Origin of the sequence: Klebsiella michiganensis (genome assembly GCF_015139575.1) — a bacterium.
Classification (GTDB): Bacteria; Pseudomonadota; Gammaproteobacteria; order Enterobacterales; family Enterobacteriaceae; genus Klebsiella; species Klebsiella michiganensis.
On sequence record NZ_AP022547.1, the window covers coordinates 5812667 to 5835621 of the forward strand.

Sequence of the window (22955 nt, forward strand, 5' to 3'; positions counted from 1 at the left end):
GCGTGCTCTCCTCCGCCAAAAAAGACGCAGAAAATGAATAAAAAATCGAAAAATAACGATGGCAAACGTTTGTCTGATTATAGTGGAAGGGGCTAACTTTCACGGGAAATAAGCATTCTGCGTAACGCGCGCAGTACCCGGGCAATGAATAGTCAGGCAAAAGCATCATGATGTCCCGGCGGAAATGCGTCCCCGCAGGCAGATTGCGCGACGTCTACCCGGGAGGGGGCATGAAGCGCCCGCCCGGCGCCGCGATAATTTACGCTGTAAACAGCTGAAATTTCTCTTTATCGCTATCGGCGATCGCTCTTAATACCCGGCAGGGGACCCCAGCGGCGACCACGTTCGCCGGTATGGAACGGTTCACCACGCTGCCGGCGCCAATGACCGAGTTTTTTCCGATGGTGACGCCTGGGTTGATAATCACCCCGGTGCCCAGCCAGACGCCGTCTTCAATCACCACCGGCTGAGAGAACTGCTGCTGGGTGTGCCGCAGATCCGGATGAATCGGATGGCCGGCGGTGGAAATGGTCACGTTGGGCGCAAACATCACGTTATTGCCGATGATAATGTCGGCATCATCGACCAGCGTCAGGTTGAAGTTCGCGTAAAAATTATCGCCAATGGTGGTGTGGGTGCCGTAGGCCACATGAATCGGAGGCTCTATCCAGCACTGCTCGCCCACGGCGGCGAACATCCGCTGAATAATGTCGTTTCTTAATTCCTGATTAAAGGGGTGCGAGTGGTTGTATTCGTAAGCTCGCGCCTTGCCCATCAGCCGCTGCTGCGGTAACCCATATCCTGAATCAAGATAAAGCTCGCCGCTGTTCATTCTTTCCTTCATATCCATGGTCAATATTTCCTCATTTATCAATCACATCCTTGTGAATTATCGGACTGTTTTCTACACCGTCATCGCGCTATCGCTCATCTTTTCCGACGTTGCCTTACCCGATAAGGTAAAGGCGGAGATTAACGTGACGCTCAGGGCGATGCCGCCAAGGATCATATAGGTATCCTGGAAACCGATACGGTCATACATATTCCCGGCAAAAGCGGAGAGAAAGATCGCCGCCACCTGTTTGGAAAACTGGAAGCCAACCAGGTAAATCGTCGCCGACAGACGGACGTCAAACACGCCGGTAATATATTTAAACGCGCCTACCAGCAGGAACGGGACTTCCAGCGCATGAAGCATTTTCAGCGCCACCACTTCAGCGGCCGTCGAGGCGAACGATGATCCGATCATCCTTGCCGCCATCACCATGCCGGCAATCAGCAGGGTATTCTTCGCGCCGATGCGGTTAATAATCCACGGCGAGCTGAACATAATAATCGCGTTGCATATTTCCCCGGCGGTAGTCGCAAAACCAAAGGCGCGAGTGCCCGATTCCGGGGTGGCAAAGAAGGATTTAAAGAAGGTGGCGAACTGCTGATCGAAAACATCATAGACGCAGGCGACGCCGATGACGTAGAGAATAAACATCCACATTTTGCGCTGACGGAACATGCGTACGGCGGTTTTTAAATCCACCGATGAGCGGTTAGCGCCCAGCGAGTCCATCACCTGTGCGGTCTGGCTGGCCTGCGGTTTCGCGATGGCCACCAGCACGACCAGTACCAGCGCGGCGGCCGACCCCATCCAGAACACCCACTCGGGGTTAACGCTGAACAGCATCCCCGCCGTGGTGGCGCACAGCGCCCAGCCGAGGCAGCCAAAAGTCCGCGCTTTGCCGTACTCAAACCCGCTATTGCGGCTCACGCGTTCGATATAGGCTTCCATCGCCCCGGCGCCGGCGGAGAACACAAAGCCGATGTAGGCCCCGCCGCTCAGCGCCCCGAGCCAGATATTGGTTTTCAGCAGCGGCGCAAAAACGTAAAGGAAAAAGGGCGCGATCAGCACCAGCAGCACCGTCACGATCCACATCAGATGCTTTTTCAGCCCCAGCTTATCGGAGATCACGCCCAGTATCGGCTGAAAACAGATGGCAAACAGCGACAGGCTGGAGAAAACAATGCCGGTCTCGGTTTTATTCAGGCCGATGACGTCCGATAGCCAGATCGGCAAAAACGGAAAACAGGTGGCCATGATGAAAAAGTAGAGAAAGAAGAACAGCCCGAAAATCCAGAAATTGGGGTTGTTTTTATGGGTACAGACGGTCGGGTTCATGGTGTATTCCTCAAAAAGGGCCGACGCGCGGCCCGTCGTCATCACACGCGTTGCAGGCCAATCAAAATGGCGCTTTCCGGATCGAGGACTGGCAGCGCCAGCCCCGCCTGTTGCAACCACTCACCGCTGACGGTCTGCGGCGTCGTCATCCATTCCGGCAGCTTACGCATGGTATGGCCACCCTCTCCCGTAATCTGAATATCGGGATGGTCGAGCAGCGTCACCTCGTAACGGGCGCCCGCGTCCAGCCCCGCCACGCGCAGCGGCGCCATCAGGGTGTAGTCCGGCATCGCCAGCTGGCTGACGAGGAAAATCGCCCGATGCCGATCCTCGCTCACCACGCCGTGCGCGAGGGTTGTGGCGTCCGGCATATCGATACGCCACTGCACGCCGTGATGAATGACATCGCGCCACTGCTTATGCAGCGCCGCGTATTTGCGATAGCCCGCGCGCTCCTGCTCATCGGCGGTCACCGGGTCCAGCTCAAGCCCCATATGACCGAACAGCGCCGTCAGGCCGCGAAACGCAATGCTGTGCTGGCGGAAGGTGGCGTGGCAGCGGCGGTTGCCAATGTGCGCACCCATCACTTCCGGCGGGAAGAAGTAGCTCATGCCGCGCTGGATGGTGTTGCGCTCAAGGGCATCGTTATTGTCGGAAGCCCAGAAGCGATGGCTGCGCTTCAGCACTTCATAATCGATACGGCCGCCGCCGGAGGAGCAGGATTCAAATTCAATATGCGGGAAGCGGGCCACCAGCGTATCCAGCAGGCGATAGAACTGGCGAGTTTGCGCATCGGCGGCGGCTTTGCCGTTATGGGCAGGCTGCACCAGCTCGCGATTCATATCCCACTTCACATAGTCCACCGCGTGCTCGCCCAGCAGCCAGCTCATCCGTTCCAGCAGATAATCAAAGGCTTCAGGGATATTCAGGTTCAGGACAAACTGATGACGCCCGGGGATCGGCGTATAGCCCGGCAGCGCCAGCAGCCAGTCGGGATGGGCGCGGTATAAATCGGAGTTCGGGTTAATCATCTCTGGCTCAACCCAGATGCCGAACTCCATCCCCAGCGACTTCACATGGTCGATAACCGGGGTCAGACCGTCAGGGTATTTTTCCTCATCAAGATACCAGTCGCCGAGCGCCGCCCAATCGTCGTTGCGCCCTTTAAACCAGCCGTCATCAATGATAAAGCGCTCCACGCCCAGCTCCGCCGCCTCATCCGCCATGCGCATGATGTACTGCGGGTCGTGGTCGAAATAGATCCCTTCCCAGGTATTGAGATGCACCGGGCGCGGCTTGTTGTCCGGGAAGCGAATAATCTGTTCGCGCAGATAGCGGTGGAACTGCTGGCTCATGCCGTTCAGCCCCTGCGCCGAATAGCTGGCGTAGAGGTTCGGCGTCCACAGCGTTTCCCCTTCCGCCAGCGCCATTTCTCCCGCCAGATAGAGCGCTTCCGCCTGCAGGTAGCGGCGACCGTCGGTTTTCACTTCCGCCCGCAGGCGGTGGTTACCGCTCCAGCCCAAATGCACGCCCCACACTTCGCCCTGCATCTCGCTAAAAGCGCGACTGCCGGTAATCAGCGCTGGAAAATGTTCGTGAGAAGTGCGTCCACGACGGTTTTCCAGCACAAAGCTGTCGTGTTCAAGGGTCAGACGATGGGGCTGGAATTCGCGGATCCAGCGGCCATGAAAGGCCATGACTTCGCGGGCGCGCTCGGCGACCGGCAGCGTGACCGCCAGGCGGTCCACCTGCCACGGCTGCGGGCGCAGGTTGGTTAAACCATGACGAACGCTGAGCACGCCGCTGCTATCAAGCTGAATTTCACTGCACAGCCGCAGGCCCGCCTGCGCGTCTTCGCTGAGAAGGGTTAAATTCTGCCCATCCTGCACCACCTCGGTCGTGGTAAACATCGGTGAGGCGTCCAGCCCCTGGCGGTGGCCTTCAATGCCCGGCGCGCCAAACAGACCGTGGCCCAGTTCGGCCATTAAGGTTACCGGGGAATCGACGTCGAGGCGGCCATTGGCCACCGGGCGGGCGATGCTGGCCGCATCCTGCGGCGAAAAGTGGCTTAAATGCGGCCCCCAGTAGATAATTTCGGCGAATGGACGGGTTTTTATCACCACATCGGCCGCTGCGCTTTGCAGGCGTAAAATCGAATCAGACATGAGACATCTCCACAACAAGGAATGCCTTACTGTTGATCCGAAACGTTTCGGATGCCAACCAAAACGTTTCGGATCCGTGATCGAGTTCAGGAAATTAATCTGACGGGAGGGGAATCAGGCGGTTTCGCCGGGAATAAATTCAGGCTGCCAGAGCACCTGGAGAGAGGCGAGATCCTCGCCGGCGATTAAGCGGCGGACCATGGTGGCTATCTGGCGGCCCACGCCCTGCCGGGTGGACTGAACCACCGCGCCCACCGGGGTTTCGATGATGCTGTCCTGCGGCAAGCCGTCGTAAACCACCAGCGAGACGCGATCGGCGCCGGTGAGGCGTCCGAGCTGAGCCAGGGCCATCGCCGCGCCGTCGCCGTGGGTGTTGCAATCGGTGACAATCGCCGTTGGCGGTTCAGGCAAGCGCAGCAGCTCCATCGTTGCCTGAAACCCGCCGCGGCGGGTGGGCGGCACGCTGCGCAGCCAGGTTTCCGCCAGGCCCGCTTCGCGCAGCGCCTGCAGGTAACCGTTGCGGCGCTGGGTAATAAACGCCTGATTGTTATTTTCGCTCAGCAGCGCGATGCGCTGATGCCCCTGGCGAATCAGATGACGGGTGGCGCGGTACGTTCCCGCCTGGTTATCGAAATCAAACCAGGCGTAGGGCTGCGGCAGGCGGCTGCGCCCCAGGGCGAGAAAAGGAAAGCCGGAAGAGAGCAGCTGAATCAGGCGCGGGTCGTCGTCCAGAGTATGGGCCACGATCAGCGCATCGACGCGACGACTCTGCACCATACGCATATAGCCGTGCTTATCGGCCTGCTCATCGTCGGCAATCAGCAGTAAATCAATCTCATAGCGCGCCAGCTCGTGACTGATTTCTCCCACCATTTCGAGAAAGACGTTGTTATTCAACGGCGCGGGACGCACGGGGAAAACGAGGCCAACGGCGTCAATTTTGCCCATTTTCAGGCGGCGGGCGAAGGTATTTGGCCGATATCCACGGCGCTGGGCTTCGGCCTCCACGCGGGCGCGCGTCTCCTGCGACACGTCATCATAGCCGTTTAGCGCACGGCTGACGGTCGTTACCGAGATCCCAAGTTCTTTAGCAATGGCTTTCAGCGACATAAGTATCCCTGTCTTCGCGGGAGAATGCGGCTAGTGTCCCGCAATACGGGCATGGCGTCCAGCAAGAGCGACGCCGCGCGGCAATACCTGAACACCGCGGCCCTCGGCGCCTGATGATACGTCACAAAGAAATGAGAGGAAGCAAGACCGTTTATTCAATGTGGCGGTAAATTAAACGCCCCCTTCCTCATAAGAAAGAGACGAAGATACGCTGTGATTCACCAAGCTGAATATATTTGAATCCGACAGGTTTACACTATACAAATCATATGGTTGATAGATGAATGACTTAATCGCTCACCCCTGGAAAAATAACGCAGCGTCTGGAAAACGCACATTTAATCCCCATAAATCATTCGATTTATTTTTAATTAAAATATGAAGTATGTATCGGAATTATAATTCGCAGTTAAAACAAACATGAACACGGTCTGTTCATTGATATTTATCAACTAAGAATCACTTGATAAAAGTTTTTAAAAAGAGGGAGTGATATAAAAGCAAAATAATGGAATATGTTAATAACAGGGTTTTATGTATAACTCACTACTGCCTGTTTCTTCACGGCACGCTTTATTTTTTTGTTTATTTCTTTCAACATTCGAGCTGTTAACTTATGTCGCCAGCGATGTAGTAATGCCGGGAATGCTAACGGTTATTAAAGATTTAAATGCTCAACCGCATTACGTACCGTGGTCACTTAATGCCTATTTACTTGGCGGCGTCAGCTTTCAGTGGCTTATTGGACCGGCGTCGGATAGATTTGGCCGCAGGCCTTTATTACTCATCGGCTGTGCGCTTTTTTCTGTTTCCTGCCTGGCCACGCCATGGGTAGACAATATCCAGGTTTTTACTCTCCTGCGGTTTATTCAGGGAATAGGTTTGGGGTTTGTGGTGGTGGTGAGCTATCCGGCCCTGCAGGAAGCATTCAACGAATCGGATGCGATCCGCTTAATTGCCCTGTTTGCCAATATCGCGCTGCTGTCGCCGCTGTTTGGCCCTTTGGTCGGTAGCGTTGTGCTTGCATACCTGTCATGGCGCACGCTTTTTATTGCTATCGCGTTGATGGCGGCGCTCACCTGGTTCGGTTTGCTACGCTGGATGCCGGAGACGATCGGCGTCGTACGCGAGGATGGCAGTAAAATTGAATGTCAGCCGCTCGAGGTAAAAACCCTTGCGCGCGCTTATGGCGATTTGCTTACGAACCCACGCTGTATATCCGGCAGCGTTGCGCTTGGCCTCGTCGGGCTGCCGCTGATGGCGTGGATCGCGCTCTCCCCGCTGCTGCTGGTGCATCATCTGCAAATGAGTATGCTGGAGTACGCGCTATGGCAATTACCTGTTTTTGCGGCGTTGATTGCGGGGAATATCGTCCTTAACTTTACCGCTGAAAAATTTAAGCCGGAGCAGTTATTATACTTTTCACTCTCTCCCATATTTATCGGCATAATGCTGGCGCTGGTCATGACGCTAATATGGCAAAATATTATTGCGCTGATTATCGGCATGGCTATTTATGCTTTTGGCCTGGGCATTTGCAACGCCACGCTGTATCGCCTCACGCTATTTTCCAGCGAGCATGGAAAAGGTTCAGTATCGGCAATGATAGGCATGATTTCCGTCGCTATTTTTAGCCTCGGGGGGGCATTAATGGCCGGATTGGGCACCGGCGACAGCCTCAGCGCATATATTATCGCGGCCACTATTCCGATGCTGGCAGCATTATTCATTATCGTTAATATATTCACCAGGCAGAAGAGGAGTAAAACGAAAATAACAGCTTCAGGCCATTAATCACTCACGGACGACTTTTTATTAAGGATGAATAAAATGGACACTTTATCCTGCGTCGATGCCCTCTGCGCACTCGACAGCCCTTATCATGAAGATAGCGATTCACAACGGCTCTTTGATGAAGCCATGCGTGAAATCGTTGCATTTCATGTTATGAATACGCCGGGCTACCGCCAGTGGCTGGCCCGCCACAATATTCCGGCAGATGCGGCCAATATAGATTCGTGGTCGCAGCTGCCGCCGATCTTTGCCGACTATTTCAAACAGAATCTGCCGATCGGCCGCTCCGGTGAGGATGCGCTTGAACTCACCTCTTCCGGTACCAGCGGGCAGAAAAGTCGAATGCTCTATGATGCGCGCAGTATCGGAGCCGCCCAGGGAATGGTCGATCGCATTTTCCGCCATTATGGCTGGGAAACGCCCGATGCGCCCTGCAACTATCTGCTCCTCAGCTACGAACCCGCCGATATCATTACGCTTGGCACCTCTTTTACCGACCAGTTCTTGTGTAAATACGCGCCGGTCAAACGCGCCGTTTACGCACTGCGTCACACCAGGAGCGGGCATGAGTTCGACCCTTTCGGCGTGATTCGCGCGTTACAAGAGTTTGCTGAAGAGGGGTTACCGGTACGAATCCTGGGTTTCCCGGCATTTATGTGGTTCATACTTGAACGGATGCGAGAAATGCAGCTACCGCCGCTCCAGCTTCATCATCAATCGCTGGCCTTTTTCGGCGGCGGCTGGAAAACGCATGCCGACCGTGAAATCCCTAAATCCGCGTTCTATGCGCGGCTGACCCAACAGCTCGGGATCCCCGATAGCCGATGCCGCGACGGCTATGGTTCCGTGGAGCACTGCGTGCCCTACATTGAATGCGCGCATCACCATTTCCATATTCCCGTTTATTCCCGCGCCTGGATCCGCGATACCGCCTCTCTGGCGGTGAAAGATTATGGGCAGCGCGGTTTTATACAGTTTGTGTCGCCTTATATCACCTCCTGCCCTGCGCACAGCGTGGTCATGAGCGATCTTGCACAATTGCACCGCGCCGAAGAGTGCGGATGCGGTGTGACAACCGATTGGTTTGAGCTGCTGGGCCGGGCCAGCCATAGCAAAGCACGTAGCTGCGCACTGGCGGCGTCAGAACTGATTAAGGGAAATTAATATGTATCTCATTCAGGGAAAAAACTATCCCTCGCTCACGCCAGAAGAGGCCATCGCCATGTTGACGAGCGGGCTGGATAGCGCGTTGAGCCAACCGCCGCGTCCGGAAACCGTGCTTGCCTGCGCCGGGCGTTTTATCGAACAGCTAAAAGACCACGCTTTCCTTCCTCAACTGGGCCCGGCTTATCGGGAAGAGGTCAGAAAGTTTTGCCAACCGGACGCGCTGCGCCAAAAGCTCGAGCATGAGCTGGGCGATCCCCCCTTTTCCGTGCGCCGCATTAACTACCGTGAACCGCAGTTTGAAGGCTGGCGTCCTTTGGGCGTCGTGGTGCATGTCACCCCAGCCAATGCGGAACTGCTTCCCTTCTTCGCAATAATAGAGAGCCTGCTGGTCGGGAATATTAACTGGCTGCGCCCGAGCGCCAGCGAACAAGGAATGACAATCGATCTGCTACGGGCGTTTATCCACTGCGATTTAACGGACCAGCTGGCTAACTTCGTCGCCGTGGTTCCCGTCGAAACCACGCGCCTTTCCCTACTGCTTACCCACGCCGATGGTATATCGGCCTGGGGTGGCGATACCGCCCTCGAGGCGATTCGTCAACAGCTCCCTGGCGGGTGTCGCTGGATCCCATGGGGACATAAAATCAGCTTTGCCTGGCTACAACCGGATGCCGTTAATGAAGAAAGCCTTCTCGCGCTGGCGGATGACGTTTGCTGTTTTGACCAGCAGGCCTGTTCCAGCCCGCAAATCGTTTTTGTTGATAGCGATGATTCGGCGGTATTGCAGGATATTGGCGAAAGACTGGCGGAGGCCATGCGGCGCCGTCACGCACGGTGGCAACCGTTAATGCCCGATGAAAAGGCGGCGGCGGATATCACCCGCGCCGTCGCCTTCGCGCAGCTGGACACCGTATTTGCCGGGGCTGACAACGCTCTGCTGGCAGGAGACGGCTGGCGCATCATTCAGCAACACACCTCGGCCATAACGCCTTCACCGCTGTTCCGAACCGTCCTGCTGCGGCCGCTACCGCAAAATAAAGTGATGCAAACGCTGCGCCCCTGGCGAACCCACCTGCAAACCTGCGGGCTGGTTGCCGCCGATCGGGACAGAATCCCCCTCAGCCAACTGCTGCTGGCAGCCGGCGTCAATCGAATTACCCCCGTCGGTAAAATGCATGACGGCTATCACGGCGAACCGCATGACGGCGTTTACGCCTTAAGTCAGCTGGCTCGCCGCGTCACCGTGACGCTGGATGCCGATGTCCTGCCGCAGCAGGCCACGCTCGATCCGAACCCGCCGCCGCCGATGCTGACGGCGCAGCAGCCGATTATGGATAAAACGGCATTCTTACAGCACGCGATGCGGCCCAGCGCCCAGCTTTTCTTTCGCAGCGGCGGCAGCAGCGGCGTGCCTAAACTCGCCGGGTTTACCTATCGCGACTATCGCCGCCAGATGCAGGCCGCCGCCGCAGGCATGTTCGCCGCCGGGCTGGATCCCGCCCACGACAAAGTGCTCAATCTGATGTACGCGGGCAATCTCTACGGTGGTTTACTCAGCTTCTTCACCCTACTGGAAATGCTTGAAGTGACCCATCTTCCCATGGGCGGCCCCCATGATGATGACTACCACGAGATCGCCCGGACCATTGTGAATCAGGGCGTTACCACGCTCATTGGTATGCCAAGCACGCTGTATCAGCTCTTTACGCGAGAAGAGGCCATTCTGCGCGACTACGGCGGTATTCAGAAACTGCTGCTGGGCGGCGAACATATGGGCGTCGCCCAGCGTGACTATATTCATGGTTTCGGAGTGAAAATCATTCGCTCGGCGCTGTATGGTTCGGTTGATGCCGGGCCGCTGGGACATGCCTGTACGCATTGCCCGGATGGCGTGTTTCACCTGATGACGGATATTCAATGGCTGGAGATTGTCGACCCGCTCGACGATCGGCCCGTCGCGCCCGGCGATACCGGCCGCCTGCTCTTTACCTCGACGGCCCGCGAAGGTCAGAAGGTGATTCGTTATGACATCGGCGATATGGGCCGTTGGCTGCCGGGCGAATGCCCCTGCGGCGCCCCCAGCCCCCGCTTTGAGCTTTTAGGCCGCCACGGCAGCCTGGTGCGTATCGGCACGATGTTTATTCAACCCCAGCGGCTGGCAACGCTCGCCGATGCCCCTGTTCAATTGATTCTTCAACATAACCCGCGCAGCGGGCTCGAATGCATCAACATCTTCACCGACGGCAATATTGATACCATCAAACAGCGGGTCTGCACCGACCCTGAGCTCAAAATGGCATTGGACGCCCATTTGCTGGAGTTAGCCGTGACCAGCCGCCCGTTCAGCGAATTTGAACGGCATCCGCAAAGCGGCAAGACGCCGCTGGTCATTGATAAACGCCGTTGAGCGCACTCCCGCCGATCGGTTCACAATAAGGATATTTGAATATGACAACAGCAAAGATGATGGGTCACTTTGATCCGCAATCCACCCAAACGGAAGAAGTGGCCGTAAGCCCACCGGGCCTCGAACAGCTTGTCGAGAGGGTTCGCTGCCGCTCGCCTTTCTATGCCGAACACTATCGCCATCTCGCCACCCGCGGCTGGCAGCTGAAGGACCTGCCGCTTATTAATCCCGAACGCTACTGGGAGGGGAGCCAGGGCCTGAAAAACTGGCCCGTCCTCACCGGGCCGGTGGAGGACGGTATTGTCTTTAAGACCGGCGGCACCACCGGCGGCGGCAAGCTGTCGGTTTTTTCCCGCCAGGAGTGGCGTGCGTTCGTCACCAGTTTTGGCCGCAGCCTCTCCAGCCAGCTCAAGCCAGGCGCGCGCGTGGCAAATTTATTTTTCGCCGGTGATTTGTACGCGAGCTTCTTATTTATCCACGGCGCGCTTTCGCACATGTCGATACCGGTATGCGAGTACCCTTTCACCGGATCGCTTGAACCGCACACCCTCACCGAACAGATCGTCCAGCACGATATCAACGTACTGGTAGGCGTCCCGGCGATGCTGCTGCAATATGCGGCAGAGCTCGCTGGAAAAAACCGCCGTCTGCCCGGTATCGAGACCATCCTTTACGGCAGCGAGAGTCTTTTTACTGAACAGCTACAGCTGCTGGAATCCGCCTTTCCCAACGCCCGTATTGCTTCTATCGGCTGCGCCTGCGTGGATGCCGGGCTTATCGGACTCAGCACGCCGGATTGCCTGGCGGACGAGCATCGGGTCTTTGAACCCGAAACTATCGTGGAAATTATTGATGAAGCGACGGGCGAGCCGATCGACGAAATCAATCGTTCCGGAATGCTGGTGGTCACCAGCCTTACGCGCACGCTGATGCCGCTGATTCGCTATCCGGTAGGCGATCTGGCCGCCTGGCGTGAACCTCCGGGAAGCAAACATCGCAAGTTTATTTTGCAGGGACGCAGTAGCCTCGGGCACCGCTTGCGGGTAGGTTACGCCTCGCTATTTCCTGATGAAATAGCGGCCCTTATTACGGAAGAGATGGGGCATCAGCAGTGGCAGCTGATGCTGGAGCACGCCGATAACCGGGATCGTTTGAGCTTACGTATCGCCTTTTCCGGTACCCGGCAGCAGGCCGACAGGCTCTGCGGTCAATTACTCGCCAGGGATCACGCTCTCGCAGAACTACAGGCTGCCGGCCAGCTGTGCGTTCAGGTTCACTGGTGCAGCCAGGCGGAACTTATCCGCAATACCCGAACAGGTAAGCTGCAGCGGGTGATCGACAAACGCGCCTACCTCGCGCAGGAGGCGGTGAAATGATTGAAATCAGAGCGTTCCAGCGACAAGACGGCGAAGGCATCAGCGCCTTATTTCGCACGGTTTATGGCGATCGCTATGTCTATCCTGATATCTATATGCCCAGCCTGATTGGCTGGCGCAACGCCCGGGACGAATGGCACAGCGCGATAGCCGAACAGAATGGCATCATCATCGGGCATGCCGCCTTATGGCGGCACCACGCGGATAAGCAGACGGCCGAACTGGCCATGTTCGCGGTGCACCCCGCCTTCAGAAACCGGGGCGTAGCCACCCAACTGGGGGAATATTTGCGTCTTGCCGCAAGCAGGCTTGGCCTGGGCACGCTAACCATCAAAATGGTATCCAGCCATCCACACTCGCAGCGCCTGGCGCAGAGGCTGGGCTTTTACTCAACGGGGTTGCTCAGAGATTACGTCCCCTCCCCCTTTCAATCCGGCCTGCGTGAAAGCATTATCCTCGGCGTATTACCCTTGCAGCCACGCCCCGTCCCGCTCACCGCGGATGATAGCCGTGATGATGGTTGGATAAACTTGCTAAAGGAAAAATTTGGCGCGGCGCAGATCCCGCCCGCCAGGGAAACTTGTGCAGCCCCCGTTGAAATTGCCCTTTGTGATGATCGGGTGGACGTCACGATGAATATATCAACGCAACAGATGGTCGACGAGATTTCCCGACTGCCGGCCCGTAAACTGATTTATATCCGGGCGCGCGTGGATGGCGCGCTGATGTCGCTACGACCCAGGCTGCGGCGAGCAGGTTTTACCGATATGGGGCTGGAGCCAGCGGCCGGAGGAGAGTGGTTCTGGCTGCTGCAGCGCGGCTATCATCCCCGGCAGCTCGACCTCTCCTGCCCTATCGCTATTGCCCTGCAGAAAACGGCCGATGGCGATATCAATCATAACGCGCGCGCCTGACAATCCCTTTTATCTGACGCCTGTTTTTGGCACACCGAAGGCCCAGTGTCGGGCCTGACTAGTTCTGCTCGGCGACCAGCAGCGCCTGGGTATCCGGCTCCAGCGCCTGGAAAACGTGCTCCCGATCGGCGGGATAGCAGATGTAATCTCCCTCCCCCAGCTCTTCCGGCGCTTCCGTCAGGCCGACCCGCGCGCGCCCCTGGGTGACAATAATATGCTCCACCGAACCCGGCGGATGAGGGTGGGAAATGCGGTCCGCGCCCGGCTGGGTCAGCAGGAGATAAATATCGCGCCGCGCGCCCGGCGGGCAGGCGGCCAGTAAAATCGCCTGATAGTTTGCCTGCTCGGCGATCACTTTCGTTCCCTCGCCGCGGCGGATCACCTGGGTGGTATTCACCTGCGGCTCCAGCAGCCGGGCAAAGGGGATATCGAGGGCCACGCACAGCGCCCAGAGGGTTTCCAGGCTCGGGTTACCGTTGCCGGACTCCAGCTGCGATAACGTTGATTTGGCGATTCCCGCCCGTCGCGCAACTTCGGCAAGGGAAAGACCGGTGCGCGCGCGTTCCCGCACCAGGCTTTTGGCAATCAGGCTAATTGGCTGAGTCATACAGCCCTCCGTGTTTTTTATAACGAACGTTTCGTTCGTCTTGAAATGCGATTCTGTTGCGTTCATTATAATGGAAATTCGTTCGATATGGCTAAAGAGTATGAAACAACACTTCGCCACGCTTAAAGGCGACACCCTCAGAGCAATTGTTTTAGTCTGCCTCGCGGTAGGCATCGTCGGGATGTCCTACGGCTCGCTGGCCGTCGCCTACGGCTTCCCGATTTGGGTCCCCTTTGTGCTTTCGGTTTGCGTCCTGGCGGGGGCCTCAGAGTTTATGTTTATCGGCATTGTCGCCAGCGGCGGCAACCCGCTGGCGGCAGCGGCGGCCGGTTTGCTGGTCAACGCGCGGCATATTCCCTTCGGCGTGACGGTTCGCGACCTGGTCGGCCAGCGCGCCGCCAGCTTCCTCGGCTGCCATATTATGAACGATGAAAGCGTGGTGTTTGGTCTGTCGCAGAAAACCCCCGAGCAGCGGCGGGCCGCCTACTGGCTGTGCGGTCTGGGCGTGGCGCTGATCTGGCCGTTGGGGGCGCTCCTGGGCGCGGGGGTCGGCAAACTGCTCCCGGCCCCGGAAACCATTGGCCTCGATGCGGTATTCCCGGCGATTCTGCTGGCGCTGGTGGTGCCGGCCTTTAAAAACCGCACCACCCTGATCCGCGCCTGCAGCGGAGCGGCCCTGTCGCTGGCCGCCGTTCCTTTCGCACCGGTTGGCCTGCCGGTTTTGCTGTCGCTGTTTGGCCTGCTGACGAGGAAAAAATAATGGGCAATATGACGCTATTTATCGCCGGTATTGCGATTCTTTCGCTGGGCACCTACTTAATGCGTTTAGGCGGGGCGAAGCTCGGCAGCCGGCTGGCGTTTTCCGAGCGCGCCCAGGCGCTGCTTTCCGATGCGGCGACGGTGCTGCTCTTTTCCGTGGCGCTGGCGACCACCTTTTACGAAGGCGAACATTTTGCCGGGATGGCGCGGGTGCTGGGCGTGGGCCTGGCGGTGTTCCTCGCCTGGCGTAAGATGCCGCTGATCGTGGTAATTATCGCCGCCGCCGTGGCGACGGCGCTGCTGCGGATGGCGGGCGTCGCCTGATCCGACCTACGAAACGCGAAACATCATGTTGTTATGCAATTTTTATAGGCCGTGCCAGCAAAGCGCCGCCGGGCAGCTGCCCTTAAGGGCTTACGCTATTTGTGCTTCGATCCAACGGGTAGCGGACGCCATATCCAGCGGCTTGTGCTGATCCACGGTGAACACCGGCCCCAGCCGCATCGGTTCCGCCTGCTGCGCCAGCTGCGCCAGTTCCGGAAGATACTCCTCGCCCGGGTGCCCCGGCTTACGATCCTGCAACCGGCTGGCATAGCGCGACACCGCAAGCTCAGGCGAGATGTGGTTCCAGACCTCCAGCACTTTCTCAACGCCCGCGTGTTGCAGCAGCTGCTGTAGCGTGTCGCGCGGTTGAAAGCCAAACCAGGCGTCAATAAGCCAGATACAGCCTGCCGGCGACTGGCCGACGATCGACCAGATGACTTCATACGCGGCGCAGCCCAGCTGCCGGTTGAAGGTCCGGTCGATCCCGGTAAAGCACGCCATAAACGGCTCTTTAATACCGTCGATGGTCAGCTGCGGCAGATTAAACGCTGCCGATAGCTGCCGGGTGACGGTGCTTTTACCCGATGCGGGAATGCCGTTAATTAAAATCACCGTTTTGCAGCCGGGTGTGAGATGTCTGTTCATAACAACGCGACGACCTCCTCTCTGCTGCTGGCGGCCCGCAGCTTCGCCATGGTCTCGTTATTATCAAGCAGAGCGACAATCGCCCGAATCCCCTCTTCAATATGGGCATTGCTGTCCTGCGCGCCGAACATAATGACGATATCCGCCTTCTCGCTATCGGCAAATTGAATCGGCTTATTCAACACCACAAGGCTGAAGCAGTTGCGTTTGACGCCACATTCCGGCCTGGCGTGAGGGATGGCGACACCTTCATCAAACACGTAATAGGCGCCATGATGCAGGGTATTATCGATCACCGCCTGGCCGTAATCTGCCGAGATATAGCCTTTTGCAACCAGCGGGCTGGCCGCCAGCTGGATCACCTTCTGCCAGTCGGACTCCGTGACGCCGACCTGAATCGCATCGGCCTCAATCAGCAGTTCTTTTATCGTCATTATCACTTCCTATATATTATGGCGAATAATGTTACGTAACTCATCAATGCGCATAAAAAGCGCATCGATTTCCTCGCGATGCGTATGACTTTTGGCATAGACCGACAGCGCCCGGTTATATATCAGCATTAATGCTTTCTGCACTTCGCCATTAGCCGGATTGCCCCGTAACTCGCCTTCCAGCCTGGCAATTTCCCCCGCCAGCTGGCGAGACTGTTCGTCATAATCCTGCGGGGGTTGATTCTCTTTTTTCCACAGCGTTTTCAAAGATTCAAACATAGCGAGCTCCTCCCCGACGGACAGCAGGGCAACGGAATACGGTTTAAAAATATGCGTTTATTTAAACAGAGCGATTTTTTCCATTAATACATGGGTGACCGCGTTATTCGCCGGAATTAAAAATTTGCGCACGCTGTCGTTCACTTTGCCTTTTTCAAACGTGCTTTTACATTGATCGACCCATTGCACATTCATTTCAGTACCGACGTTCACCTTGTTGATACCTTCAGTGACTGCCAGGCGCATATCTTCATCGCTGACGCCGGTGCCGCCGTGCAGCACTAACGGCACGCCGGTCGCGGCGCTAATCTCTTTCAGCCGCTGGTGCTGAATTTGCGCCTTACCGGTATACAGGCCGTGCACCGTGCCCACGGAGACCGCCAGCATATCCACCTGCGTCTCCTCCACAAAGCGTTTGGCGTCCTCCACCATGGTGAAGCAGATATCCTCCGCGGCCACGGCTTTGCCATCTTCCGATCCGCCGATCGCCCCCAGCTCGCCTTCTACCGTGATATTCCGCGGGCGCGCCATTTCCACCACGATGCGGGTATTGCCAATATTCTCTTCCAGATCCAGATGGGAGCCGTCGTACATCACCGATGAAAATCCGGCATCCATGGCCGTTTCAATGGCGCTGATATCAGAGCAGTGATCCAGGTGCAGGCAGGTCGGCACGTTTTCACTTTCCGCTAATGAACGAACCGCATCCACCAGTAAACGATAGCCGAGATATTCCGCCGTCCCGGTAGAGATTTGAATCATTAATGGGCTATCGCTTTGTTGCGCCGCTTTAAAAAAGGCGGGCAGCATTTCAATACAGTGCAAATTAAATGAGCCAATGGCTTTAAAATCTCTTTCCTGCGCAATTTTCAGAATAGCGTTGAAGTTATACAGACTCATGAACATTTTCCCCTTTCGGCTTCGCTGATTTACCGTTTACGAACCATGCCAGTGCGGCAACAAAAACAATGAACAAGGCGACAAAGAGCCAGTTGTTCTGGAAGGCGTGGCCTAATACCAGACCGGAACTAATAACGTCCGAATCGCTGAAGGTGACGCCGGTAAAACCGTAGCTTTCCAGCATCGGTACCAAAATGGCGGGCAGGAAGGTGATAAACAGGCCGTGAATGACGCCGCCAATCATCGCCCCGCGGCGGCCGCCCAGCGCGTTACCGAAGACGCCCGCCGTACCGCCGGCAAAAAAGTTGGTTAACAGACCGGGCAGGATCATCGCCAGGCCAAACATCGGGAACACCAGCATGCCGATGATGGAGCCGACGGTCGTCGCCAGGAAGCCGACGATCACCGCATTGGGCGCATACGGGAACAGCACCGGGCAATCGAGCGCAGGCTTAGCGTCCGGGACAATGCGCATCGCAATCCCGCGAAATGCCGGCACCAGCTCGTTGAGCAACAGGCGCACGCCGCTGTAAAGAACGAATACCCCCGCCACAAACTGAATGGACTGCATAAAGGCGTACATCAGGTAGTTAATGCCGTTGGAGAACTGAGCGATATATTCCGGGCCCGCCGCAATCGCGGGAATGAGATACATCGGCACCATCACCACCGCCATCGCGAGATAGGTGTCCTGGAGGAACTTAAAGTTATCCGGTAATTCAAGATCTTCCGTTGAGCGGGAACCTTTACCCACCACTTTAGCCACCGCCGCCTGCACCAGATAGCCGATAGTGCAGAAATGCCCCAGCGCCACGTCATCGGAACCGGTGATGCGCCTGACGACCGGCTGCGCCAGGGCGGGCATCAGTACCGCCATCACGCCGCCGAAAATACCGCCGGTTAAAATCAGCGGCAGTCCGGTCAGCCCGGCTTTATAGCCAATCACCGCGCCGATGGTTGCCATCCACAGCAGCGCCTGGCCGGTCAGAAAGATATATTTCAGCGGCGTCAGGCGGGCGATAATGATGTTGACGGCAAAAATCACCATCAGGGTCAGCGCGACTTCGGAACCTAATTCACGGTTGGCTAATCCGGCGATGGCGGCGACATCGGTAATGTAGCCTTTCATGCCGAATCCCTGCGTGAAGATATCGTTAAGGAACGTTAGCGTGGCGACAATAATGTTGATGCCGGCCATCATAATTAAGAAACCGAGCAGCGTTTTAAACGTCCCCTCCGCCGTTTTGCCCGCTGATTTTTTTTGCAGAATCAGGCCCAGCATCGCAATAAATGCAATTAATATTGAAGCCTGGCCGAGTAAATCTTTAACGATAAACTCTACAAAGCTATTCATAGTCCGCTACCTTCAGGTTACGCTCTTTTAAGAATGCGACGATCTTAGCTTCAATTTCATCTTTATCGGTGAGCTTATGCAGTACCACCACGCGTTTAATTTCTTCCGCACTGGCATCCGCCGTTAATATATCGGCGAAGGTTTTTTGCGTCAGAATCATATCTGATTTAAACGCCCCGGCTTCGGAAATAGTGGTATGTTCAATCTGTGCGGGAATCTCCAGCTTCTTTAAAACTGCCTTCGCCGTCATTTCAATGGCAAAGCTTGAACCGAGGCCGCAGCCACATACGCATAGAATTTTCAGCATGTAGGGTCTCCTCAAATAATATTGAGTTGTTTGGCAAGTTTATAATGATGTCCTTCAGTGTCGACTAGACGTTTTTTCATACTAACTAAATCAATCGGAATAGGTTTGTTGCTTGAATTAATTATGATGGCTTTATTTTTCATCCCTGACTGAATACAGCGAACCACTTCACTGGCCATAATCGTGCCCTGGTAAATTTCTTCGCAGGTCGGATCGCCATTGCGCAAACCGTAGCCTACGATGGTTTTACGAATACGCACGCCAATTTGCGGTTCAAGCTGCTTAATCATGGTATCAATGGCCCCCTGAAAGCCGGGGGAATACTCCCTGGTGTAGCCTTCAGAGCACAGGATCACCACGCTGTTCTGCTGTGTCAGCTTATGCTTCACCCGCTCGGCCAGCGTTTCTAACGGCATCTGCGATTCCGGAATCAGGGCGATATCAGCATTCGATTTAATCGCGGATTGCAGCGTTAACTCTCCACAATAGCCTCCTAATATTTCGACCATAAAGACGCGGCCCGGTAATGCTCTTCCGGTATTTCTTAACCGGGAAACTTCCTTAATAATCTGCTCGCAGGCGGTGGAAAAACCAATGGTATAATCGCTGCCGTACACATCATTATCGATAGTCATCCCGACGCCAAAGCAGTTAATATCAAATTCGCTCAGCGTATTGAGAAACTGCAGGCTGCCGTCGCCGCCGGCCATAATCAGCACATCAATGCGCAGTGATTTAATTTTTTTGGCTATGGTTTCATATTCACTGCGCAGCAGCCTGCGGCTGGTTCGCCCGGAGGTGATGATCGGAATAGAGGCAATGGAGAAATCAACCAGATCGCGCCAGGCGACTTCGTGATGATTTTTATCCAGCAGTCCGGGTATTCCGCCATTAAAAAGGGTGATATCGGCACTCGCCAGTCTGGCTATCTGGAATATAAAATTATTAATTCCAGAAACATCGCCGCCGCTAATAACCATGCCAATTTTCATTGCCTGTCTCCGTTGCTTTGCTTGCCCACATTTTTCCCTGAGTTCAAGACCGTTATTTGCAATAGAGATCACAATATGCTGATAAATTCCTCCGAGCCTAATATTGACAGTGGGTTTATTTACTCATTTTTTGTGATGCATATCTCTTTTATAAAATGAGATCGCCTTAACAATTATCTTTTTATTTGCTTTAAGATCATTAAGTTGCTTGAAGCGATAATTGCGCGGGTGGGCTGCCTGTTTTCTCCCATAAACCCAGCGATGATGAAAAGACAGAAATGTGATAAATAGCGCATTTTTTTGCGTCAGGAAGGTCCACGGCTCGCGTATCACGCGGTTCGGGCAACAGCGCTCTTCTGGCGTTCGCAAGAGCGTCGCCTGCTTTTACATCCTATAAAATCTGTGGCGATCTCCATCACATTCTAATCAAAACATAGTTTCATTTTTATCTAATGCCGTAGAAAGTACTCAGTGTCTAATAAAAGCAGTAGTGTCTAGTGTCGAAATTAAATCGACGCTATTTTCTACTCTATCCGGGGCATTGAAGAATGGCGCTGTCGGCAAAAGAAAAATTATTCCAGAAAATAGTCACCCACTACGCACGGAAACCCGCAGGATTCACGGCTCAGGACTGTGCGGACTTTATGCAGGTTAACCGCAGCGTTATCAGCCATTACCTCAACAGGCTGTGCGATGACGGTTATCTGCGTAAAGAAAACACCCGCCCGGTGCGCTTTTATGTGCAGCAAAACGGCGGGGAAAAGACTCAGCCATCTCGCATAGTGTCGAAAAAGCACGACGCCTTTCAGCCGCTGATTGGCGCGCACGGGAGCCTGGCCGACGCCGTCGCGCTGTGCCGCTCGGCGGTGGACTATCCCGGTGACGGTTTGCCTGTCCTGCTCTCCGGGGAGAGCGGCGTCGGCAAAAGCCATCTGGCGATGCTGATTTATCAGTACGCTCTCGAGCGCGGGGTTATCGCAGCGGACAAACCCTTCGTTGAGCTTAACTGCGCCGATTACGCCAACAATCCGGAGCTGCTTTCAGCAACCCTTTTCGGCTATACCCGCGGCGCTTTCACCGGCGCTGACCGCGAGAAACGCGGCGCCTTTGATGACGCCGATGGCGGATTTCTGTTTCTCGATGAAGTGCATCGTCTCTCGGCAGAGAACCAGGAAAAGCTGTTTCTGTTTATGGATAAAGGGTATTTCTACCGTCTTGGCGATAACCGTACGCGCCATCCGGCGTCGCTGCGCTTTATCTTCGCCACCACGGAAAATATCGATACCGTCCTGCTTAACACCTTCCGTCGCCGCATCCCGGTGCGCGTCACGCTGCCCAACTATATTTCGCGCCCGCTGACCGAGCGCGTCGCTCAGGTCAGCCACTTTTTGCAGCAGGAAGCTCGCAGCCTGCGTCGGGATATCCATCTCGATAATCAGCTGATGCATCAGCTGGTCACCTCCCCGGTGCGCGGCAATATTGGCGAGTTAAAAAATCAGATTAAAGTGATGTGCGCCAGCGCCTGGAGCGAGAATCGTGAGGCTGACGTCATCACGCTACGCGGCCCCGCGTCCGGCGGCGAAATAATCCGTATTGCCGCCAGCGCGCATGAAGATACGCTGAATGTCAGCCAGCTGCTGCCCAAAGCGATGCGCGATGAGGTGATTTTTCGCGACTTTTGCCACAGCGGTAACGTGCTGTTGCTGAATCGCAAAGTAGAACAGCTGCTGACTACCGTCAGCGGCGCGGTCTCCGCCGAGTCGCTGTACAGCGGCTATATCTGGCAGAACACCGTTCACGCGCTGGAGGAGCTGGAGAGCCTGACCGGCGTCTCCTGTCACCCGGAGATCCGCAAGGCGGTCTGGCTCTGCCTGAGCTATGCGCTGCATGCTCCGGAGGAGGCGCTCGACCCAGGCGAACTGCAAACCATTTCCGATTATGTTTCCGCTAAGGCACGGCTGCTGGCCGAAGAGTGCCTCGCTTTGCTGAGCAAACATGTCACCCGGCAGCCGCTCCCCCTGCTTCAGCCGCTGCTAAGCTGCGCTTTTCACACCCTCGCCGGCGAAGACGATCCGATTCAGGGCATTATCGTGTCCCACGGTCGCGCCACGGCGTCGAGCATCGCCGGGATCGCCAATCAGCTGACCGGCGGCTACTACTTTAAAGCCTTCGACATGGCGAACGCGACGTCCACCAGAGAGATCATCGACCTGCTGATTGCCCACGTTTCCCGCCTTAAACAAGGCGCGGGGCTGATTATTCTGGTGGATATGGGGTCGCTAAAAGAGATCTACGAAGAGATTAAACTCCACCTGCACGGCGAACTGTTGGTTATCAACAACGTCAGTACGGCCATGGCGCTGGATATTGCGGCCAAAATTCAGGATAAGCTGTCAATGGAGGCGATTATTGAGAGCGCCAAAGGCGCGTATGAGGTGGAAACGCGCTACTACGCGGGCGTGTTGCCGGGCAATAAAATCATTATCTCCTGTATCTCCGGCGAAGGGATCTCCCGCAAGCTGAAGGATATCGTTCAGCGCTTCCTGGCACAGGAGGAGATCGACATTATTACGATGGAGTATGACGACCTGAAGTGGAAAATCGCCCACGCCGACCCGGCACTGAACGGCACGCGGTTGATCATTACCACCACCGATCTGGAAGCCGGGTATATTCCGCTACTTAGCGTAGAGCAGCTGATTAAAGAAAAGACGCGGGTGTTAAAACGCGACTACTTCAACGGGCTGCTGATGGAAGGCGGCCTGGAGCCCATGATTGATGAAGTGGTCAAGCTGTTTACCGTCGAAGGCGTCGCCAGTCGCCTTAACTTCCTCAATCCGGTGGTGATTATTGATGAAGTCGAAGCGGTCATTAAGCAGTATGAAGCCTTCTACAAAATCCATTTTGAAAGCTATCTGCGCATCAATCTGTTTATGCATATCGCCTTGATGATCGAGCGGGTAATGGTCAACAACGGCGTGCGCCACCGGGAAGAGGCGGAGCTGACGCTGGCGCAGCAGGCGTTTGTCGCCGTCCACGACACCTTTTTCCAGGCCCTGAACCGCAAATACAATATCACCTTGCCGCTTACCGAAGTGCTGATGATTTATGAAATCATGGAGCCGTGGATCGCCTTTGACCCCGACCATTAACCCCCCGTGCCAGCGTCGGCTGGCAAACCTGTCGACACTGAATAAATTGCCCATTCAACACTGCAAAAAGCGTCCAAAAAACCGTTTTTATCCTTTAAA

21 protein-coding genes are annotated in these 22955 nt (G+C 55.7%); 8 read left to right on the forward strand and 13 right to left on the reverse strand.

Features of this window, described 5'->3' with window-relative positions; genetic code table 11:
* Window positions 1-259: 259 nt before the first annotated feature.
* The 4 genes from JLG71_RS27175 to JLG71_RS27190 all read right to left on the reverse strand — a co-directional run bounded on the left by JLG71_RS27175 (window position 260) and on the right by JLG71_RS27190 (window position 5445).
* Window positions 260-850, reverse strand: coding sequence for a DapH/DapD/GlmU-related protein (locus JLG71_RS27175; RefSeq protein WP_032751746.1), 591 nt, complete (start codon window positions 848-850; stop codon window positions 260-262).
* A 54-nt stretch (window positions 851-904) separates the two neighbouring features.
* Window positions 905-2170, reverse strand: a complete 1266-nt coding sequence (locus tag JLG71_RS27180; protein ID WP_200913916.1) for an MFS transporter — start codon at window positions 2168-2170, stop codon at window positions 905-907.
* Window positions 2171-2211: 41 nt separating this feature from the next.
* On the reverse strand, window positions 2212-4335 hold the full coding sequence (locus JLG71_RS27185) for an alpha-galactosidase (protein WP_032751747.1): 2124 nt from the start codon (window positions 4333-4335) through the stop codon (window positions 2212-2214).
* Window positions 4336-4449: 114 nt separating this feature from the next.
* Window positions 4450-5445, reverse strand: a complete 996-nt coding sequence (locus tag JLG71_RS27190) for a substrate-binding domain-containing protein (RefSeq protein WP_025106535.1) — start codon at window positions 5443-5445, stop codon at window positions 4450-4452.
* Between the two features lie 534 nt (window positions 5446-5979).
* On the opposite strand from JLG71_RS27190, the gene JLG71_RS27195 reads away from it, so the two are divergent.
* The 5 genes from JLG71_RS27195 to JLG71_RS27215 are packed head-to-tail and all read left to right on the forward strand — an operon-like array spanning window position 5980 to window position 13103.
* Window positions 5980-7239 (forward strand): MFS transporter, encoded by a 1260-nt coding sequence (locus JLG71_RS27195; protein WP_200913917.1) that lies wholly within the window; start codon window positions 5980-5982, stop codon window positions 7237-7239.
* A gap of 36 nt (window positions 7240-7275) precedes the next feature.
* On the forward strand, window positions 7276-8403 hold the full coding sequence (locus JLG71_RS27200; protein ID WP_200913918.1) for a LuxE/PaaK family acyltransferase: 1128 nt from the start codon (window positions 7276-7278) through the stop codon (window positions 8401-8403).
* A gap of 1 nt (window position 8404) precedes the next feature.
* Window positions 8405-10813: an acyl-CoA reductase gene (locus JLG71_RS27205; RefSeq protein WP_200913919.1), complete on the forward strand. Its 2409-nt coding sequence runs from the start codon at window positions 8405-8407 to the stop codon at window positions 10811-10813.
* Between the two features lie 41 nt (window positions 10814-10854).
* Window positions 10855-12189, forward strand: coding sequence for a phenylacetate--CoA ligase family protein (locus JLG71_RS27210; protein ID WP_200913920.1), 1335 nt, complete (start codon window positions 10855-10857; stop codon window positions 12187-12189).
* Window positions 12186-13103 (forward strand): GNAT family N-acetyltransferase, encoded by a 918-nt coding sequence (locus JLG71_RS27215; RefSeq protein WP_032693306.1) that lies wholly within the window; start codon window positions 12186-12188, stop codon window positions 13101-13103. The genes JLG71_RS27210 and JLG71_RS27215 overlap by 4 nt, the downstream gene beginning before the upstream one ends.
* A gap of 58 nt (window positions 13104-13161) precedes the next feature.
* Here JLG71_RS27215 and JLG71_RS27220 read toward each other — a convergent pair whose 3' ends face one another.
* Window positions 13162-13710 (reverse strand): helix-turn-helix domain-containing protein, encoded by a 549-nt coding sequence (locus JLG71_RS27220; RefSeq protein ID WP_004855902.1) that lies wholly within the window; start codon window positions 13708-13710, stop codon window positions 13162-13164.
* A gap of 100 nt (window positions 13711-13810) precedes the next feature.
* On the opposite strand from JLG71_RS27220, the gene JLG71_RS27225 reads away from it, so the two are divergent.
* Both JLG71_RS27225 and JLG71_RS27230 read left to right on the forward strand, forming a co-directional pair.
* Entirely contained in the window at window positions 13811-14470 is a 660-nt protein-coding gene (locus JLG71_RS27225; protein WP_009653646.1) for an AzlC family ABC transporter permease, read from the forward strand.
* A complete protein-coding gene (locus tag JLG71_RS27230) occupies window positions 14470-14793 on the forward strand; it encodes an AzlD domain-containing protein (protein WP_009653628.1) in 324 nt (107 codons plus the stop codon). Before JLG71_RS27225 ends, JLG71_RS27230 begins: the two co-directional genes overlap by 1 nt.
* A 90-nt stretch (window positions 14794-14883) precedes the next feature.
* On the opposite strand, the gene JLG71_RS27235 is transcribed toward JLG71_RS27230, so the two are convergent.
* The 8 genes from JLG71_RS27235 to JLG71_RS27270 all read right to left on the reverse strand — a co-directional run bounded on the left by JLG71_RS27235 (window position 14884) and on the right by JLG71_RS27270 (window position 20073).
* Window positions 14884-15438 (reverse strand): AAA family ATPase, encoded by a 555-nt coding sequence (locus tag JLG71_RS27235; protein ID WP_025106530.1) that lies wholly within the window; start codon window positions 15436-15438, stop codon window positions 14884-14886.
* Window positions 15435-15872 (reverse strand): PTS sugar transporter subunit IIA, encoded by a 438-nt coding sequence (locus JLG71_RS27240; protein WP_014227381.1) that lies wholly within the window; start codon window positions 15870-15872, stop codon window positions 15435-15437. Before JLG71_RS27240 ends, JLG71_RS27235 begins: the two co-directional genes overlap by 4 nt.
* Before the next feature lie 9 nt (window positions 15873-15881).
* Window positions 15882-16151: a hypothetical protein gene (locus JLG71_RS27245; protein ID WP_014227380.1), complete on the reverse strand. Its 270-nt coding sequence runs from the start codon at window positions 16149-16151 to the stop codon at window positions 15882-15884.
* Between the two features lie 57 nt (window positions 16152-16208).
* Window positions 16209-17051: a class II fructose-bisphosphate aldolase gene (locus JLG71_RS27250; protein ID WP_025106529.1), complete on the reverse strand. Its 843-nt coding sequence runs from the start codon at window positions 17049-17051 to the stop codon at window positions 16209-16211.
* Window positions 17038-18405, reverse strand: coding sequence for a PTS sugar transporter subunit IIC (locus JLG71_RS27255; RefSeq protein ID WP_004855887.1), 1368 nt, complete (start codon window positions 18403-18405; stop codon window positions 17038-17040). Before JLG71_RS27255 ends, JLG71_RS27250 begins: the two co-directional genes overlap by 14 nt.
* Entirely contained in the window at window positions 18398-18712 is a 315-nt protein-coding gene (locus JLG71_RS27260; protein WP_004855885.1) for a PTS sugar transporter subunit IIB, read from the reverse strand. Before JLG71_RS27260 ends, JLG71_RS27255 begins: the two co-directional genes overlap by 8 nt.
* Window positions 18713-18723: 11 nt before the next feature.
* Window positions 18724-19704: a 6-phosphofructokinase gene (locus JLG71_RS27265; RefSeq protein WP_004855882.1), complete on the reverse strand. Its 981-nt coding sequence runs from the start codon at window positions 19702-19704 to the stop codon at window positions 18724-18726.
* 123 nt (window positions 19705-19827) lie between these two features.
* Window positions 19828-20073 carry a hypothetical protein gene (locus JLG71_RS27270; RefSeq protein ID WP_200913921.1) on the reverse strand — a complete coding sequence of 82 codons (246 nt, stop codon included), beginning with the start codon at window positions 20071-20073 and terminating at the stop codon, window positions 19828-19830.
* Between the two features lie 179 nt (window positions 20074-20252).
* Here JLG71_RS27270 and JLG71_RS27275 point away from each other — a divergent pair, with 179 nt between their 5' ends.
* Window positions 20253-22856 carry a sigma 54-interacting transcriptional regulator gene (locus JLG71_RS27275; RefSeq protein WP_064378070.1) on the forward strand — a complete coding sequence of 868 codons (2604 nt, stop codon included), beginning with the start codon at window positions 20253-20255 and terminating at the stop codon, window positions 22854-22856.
* Window positions 22857-22955 lie beyond the last annotated feature (99 nt).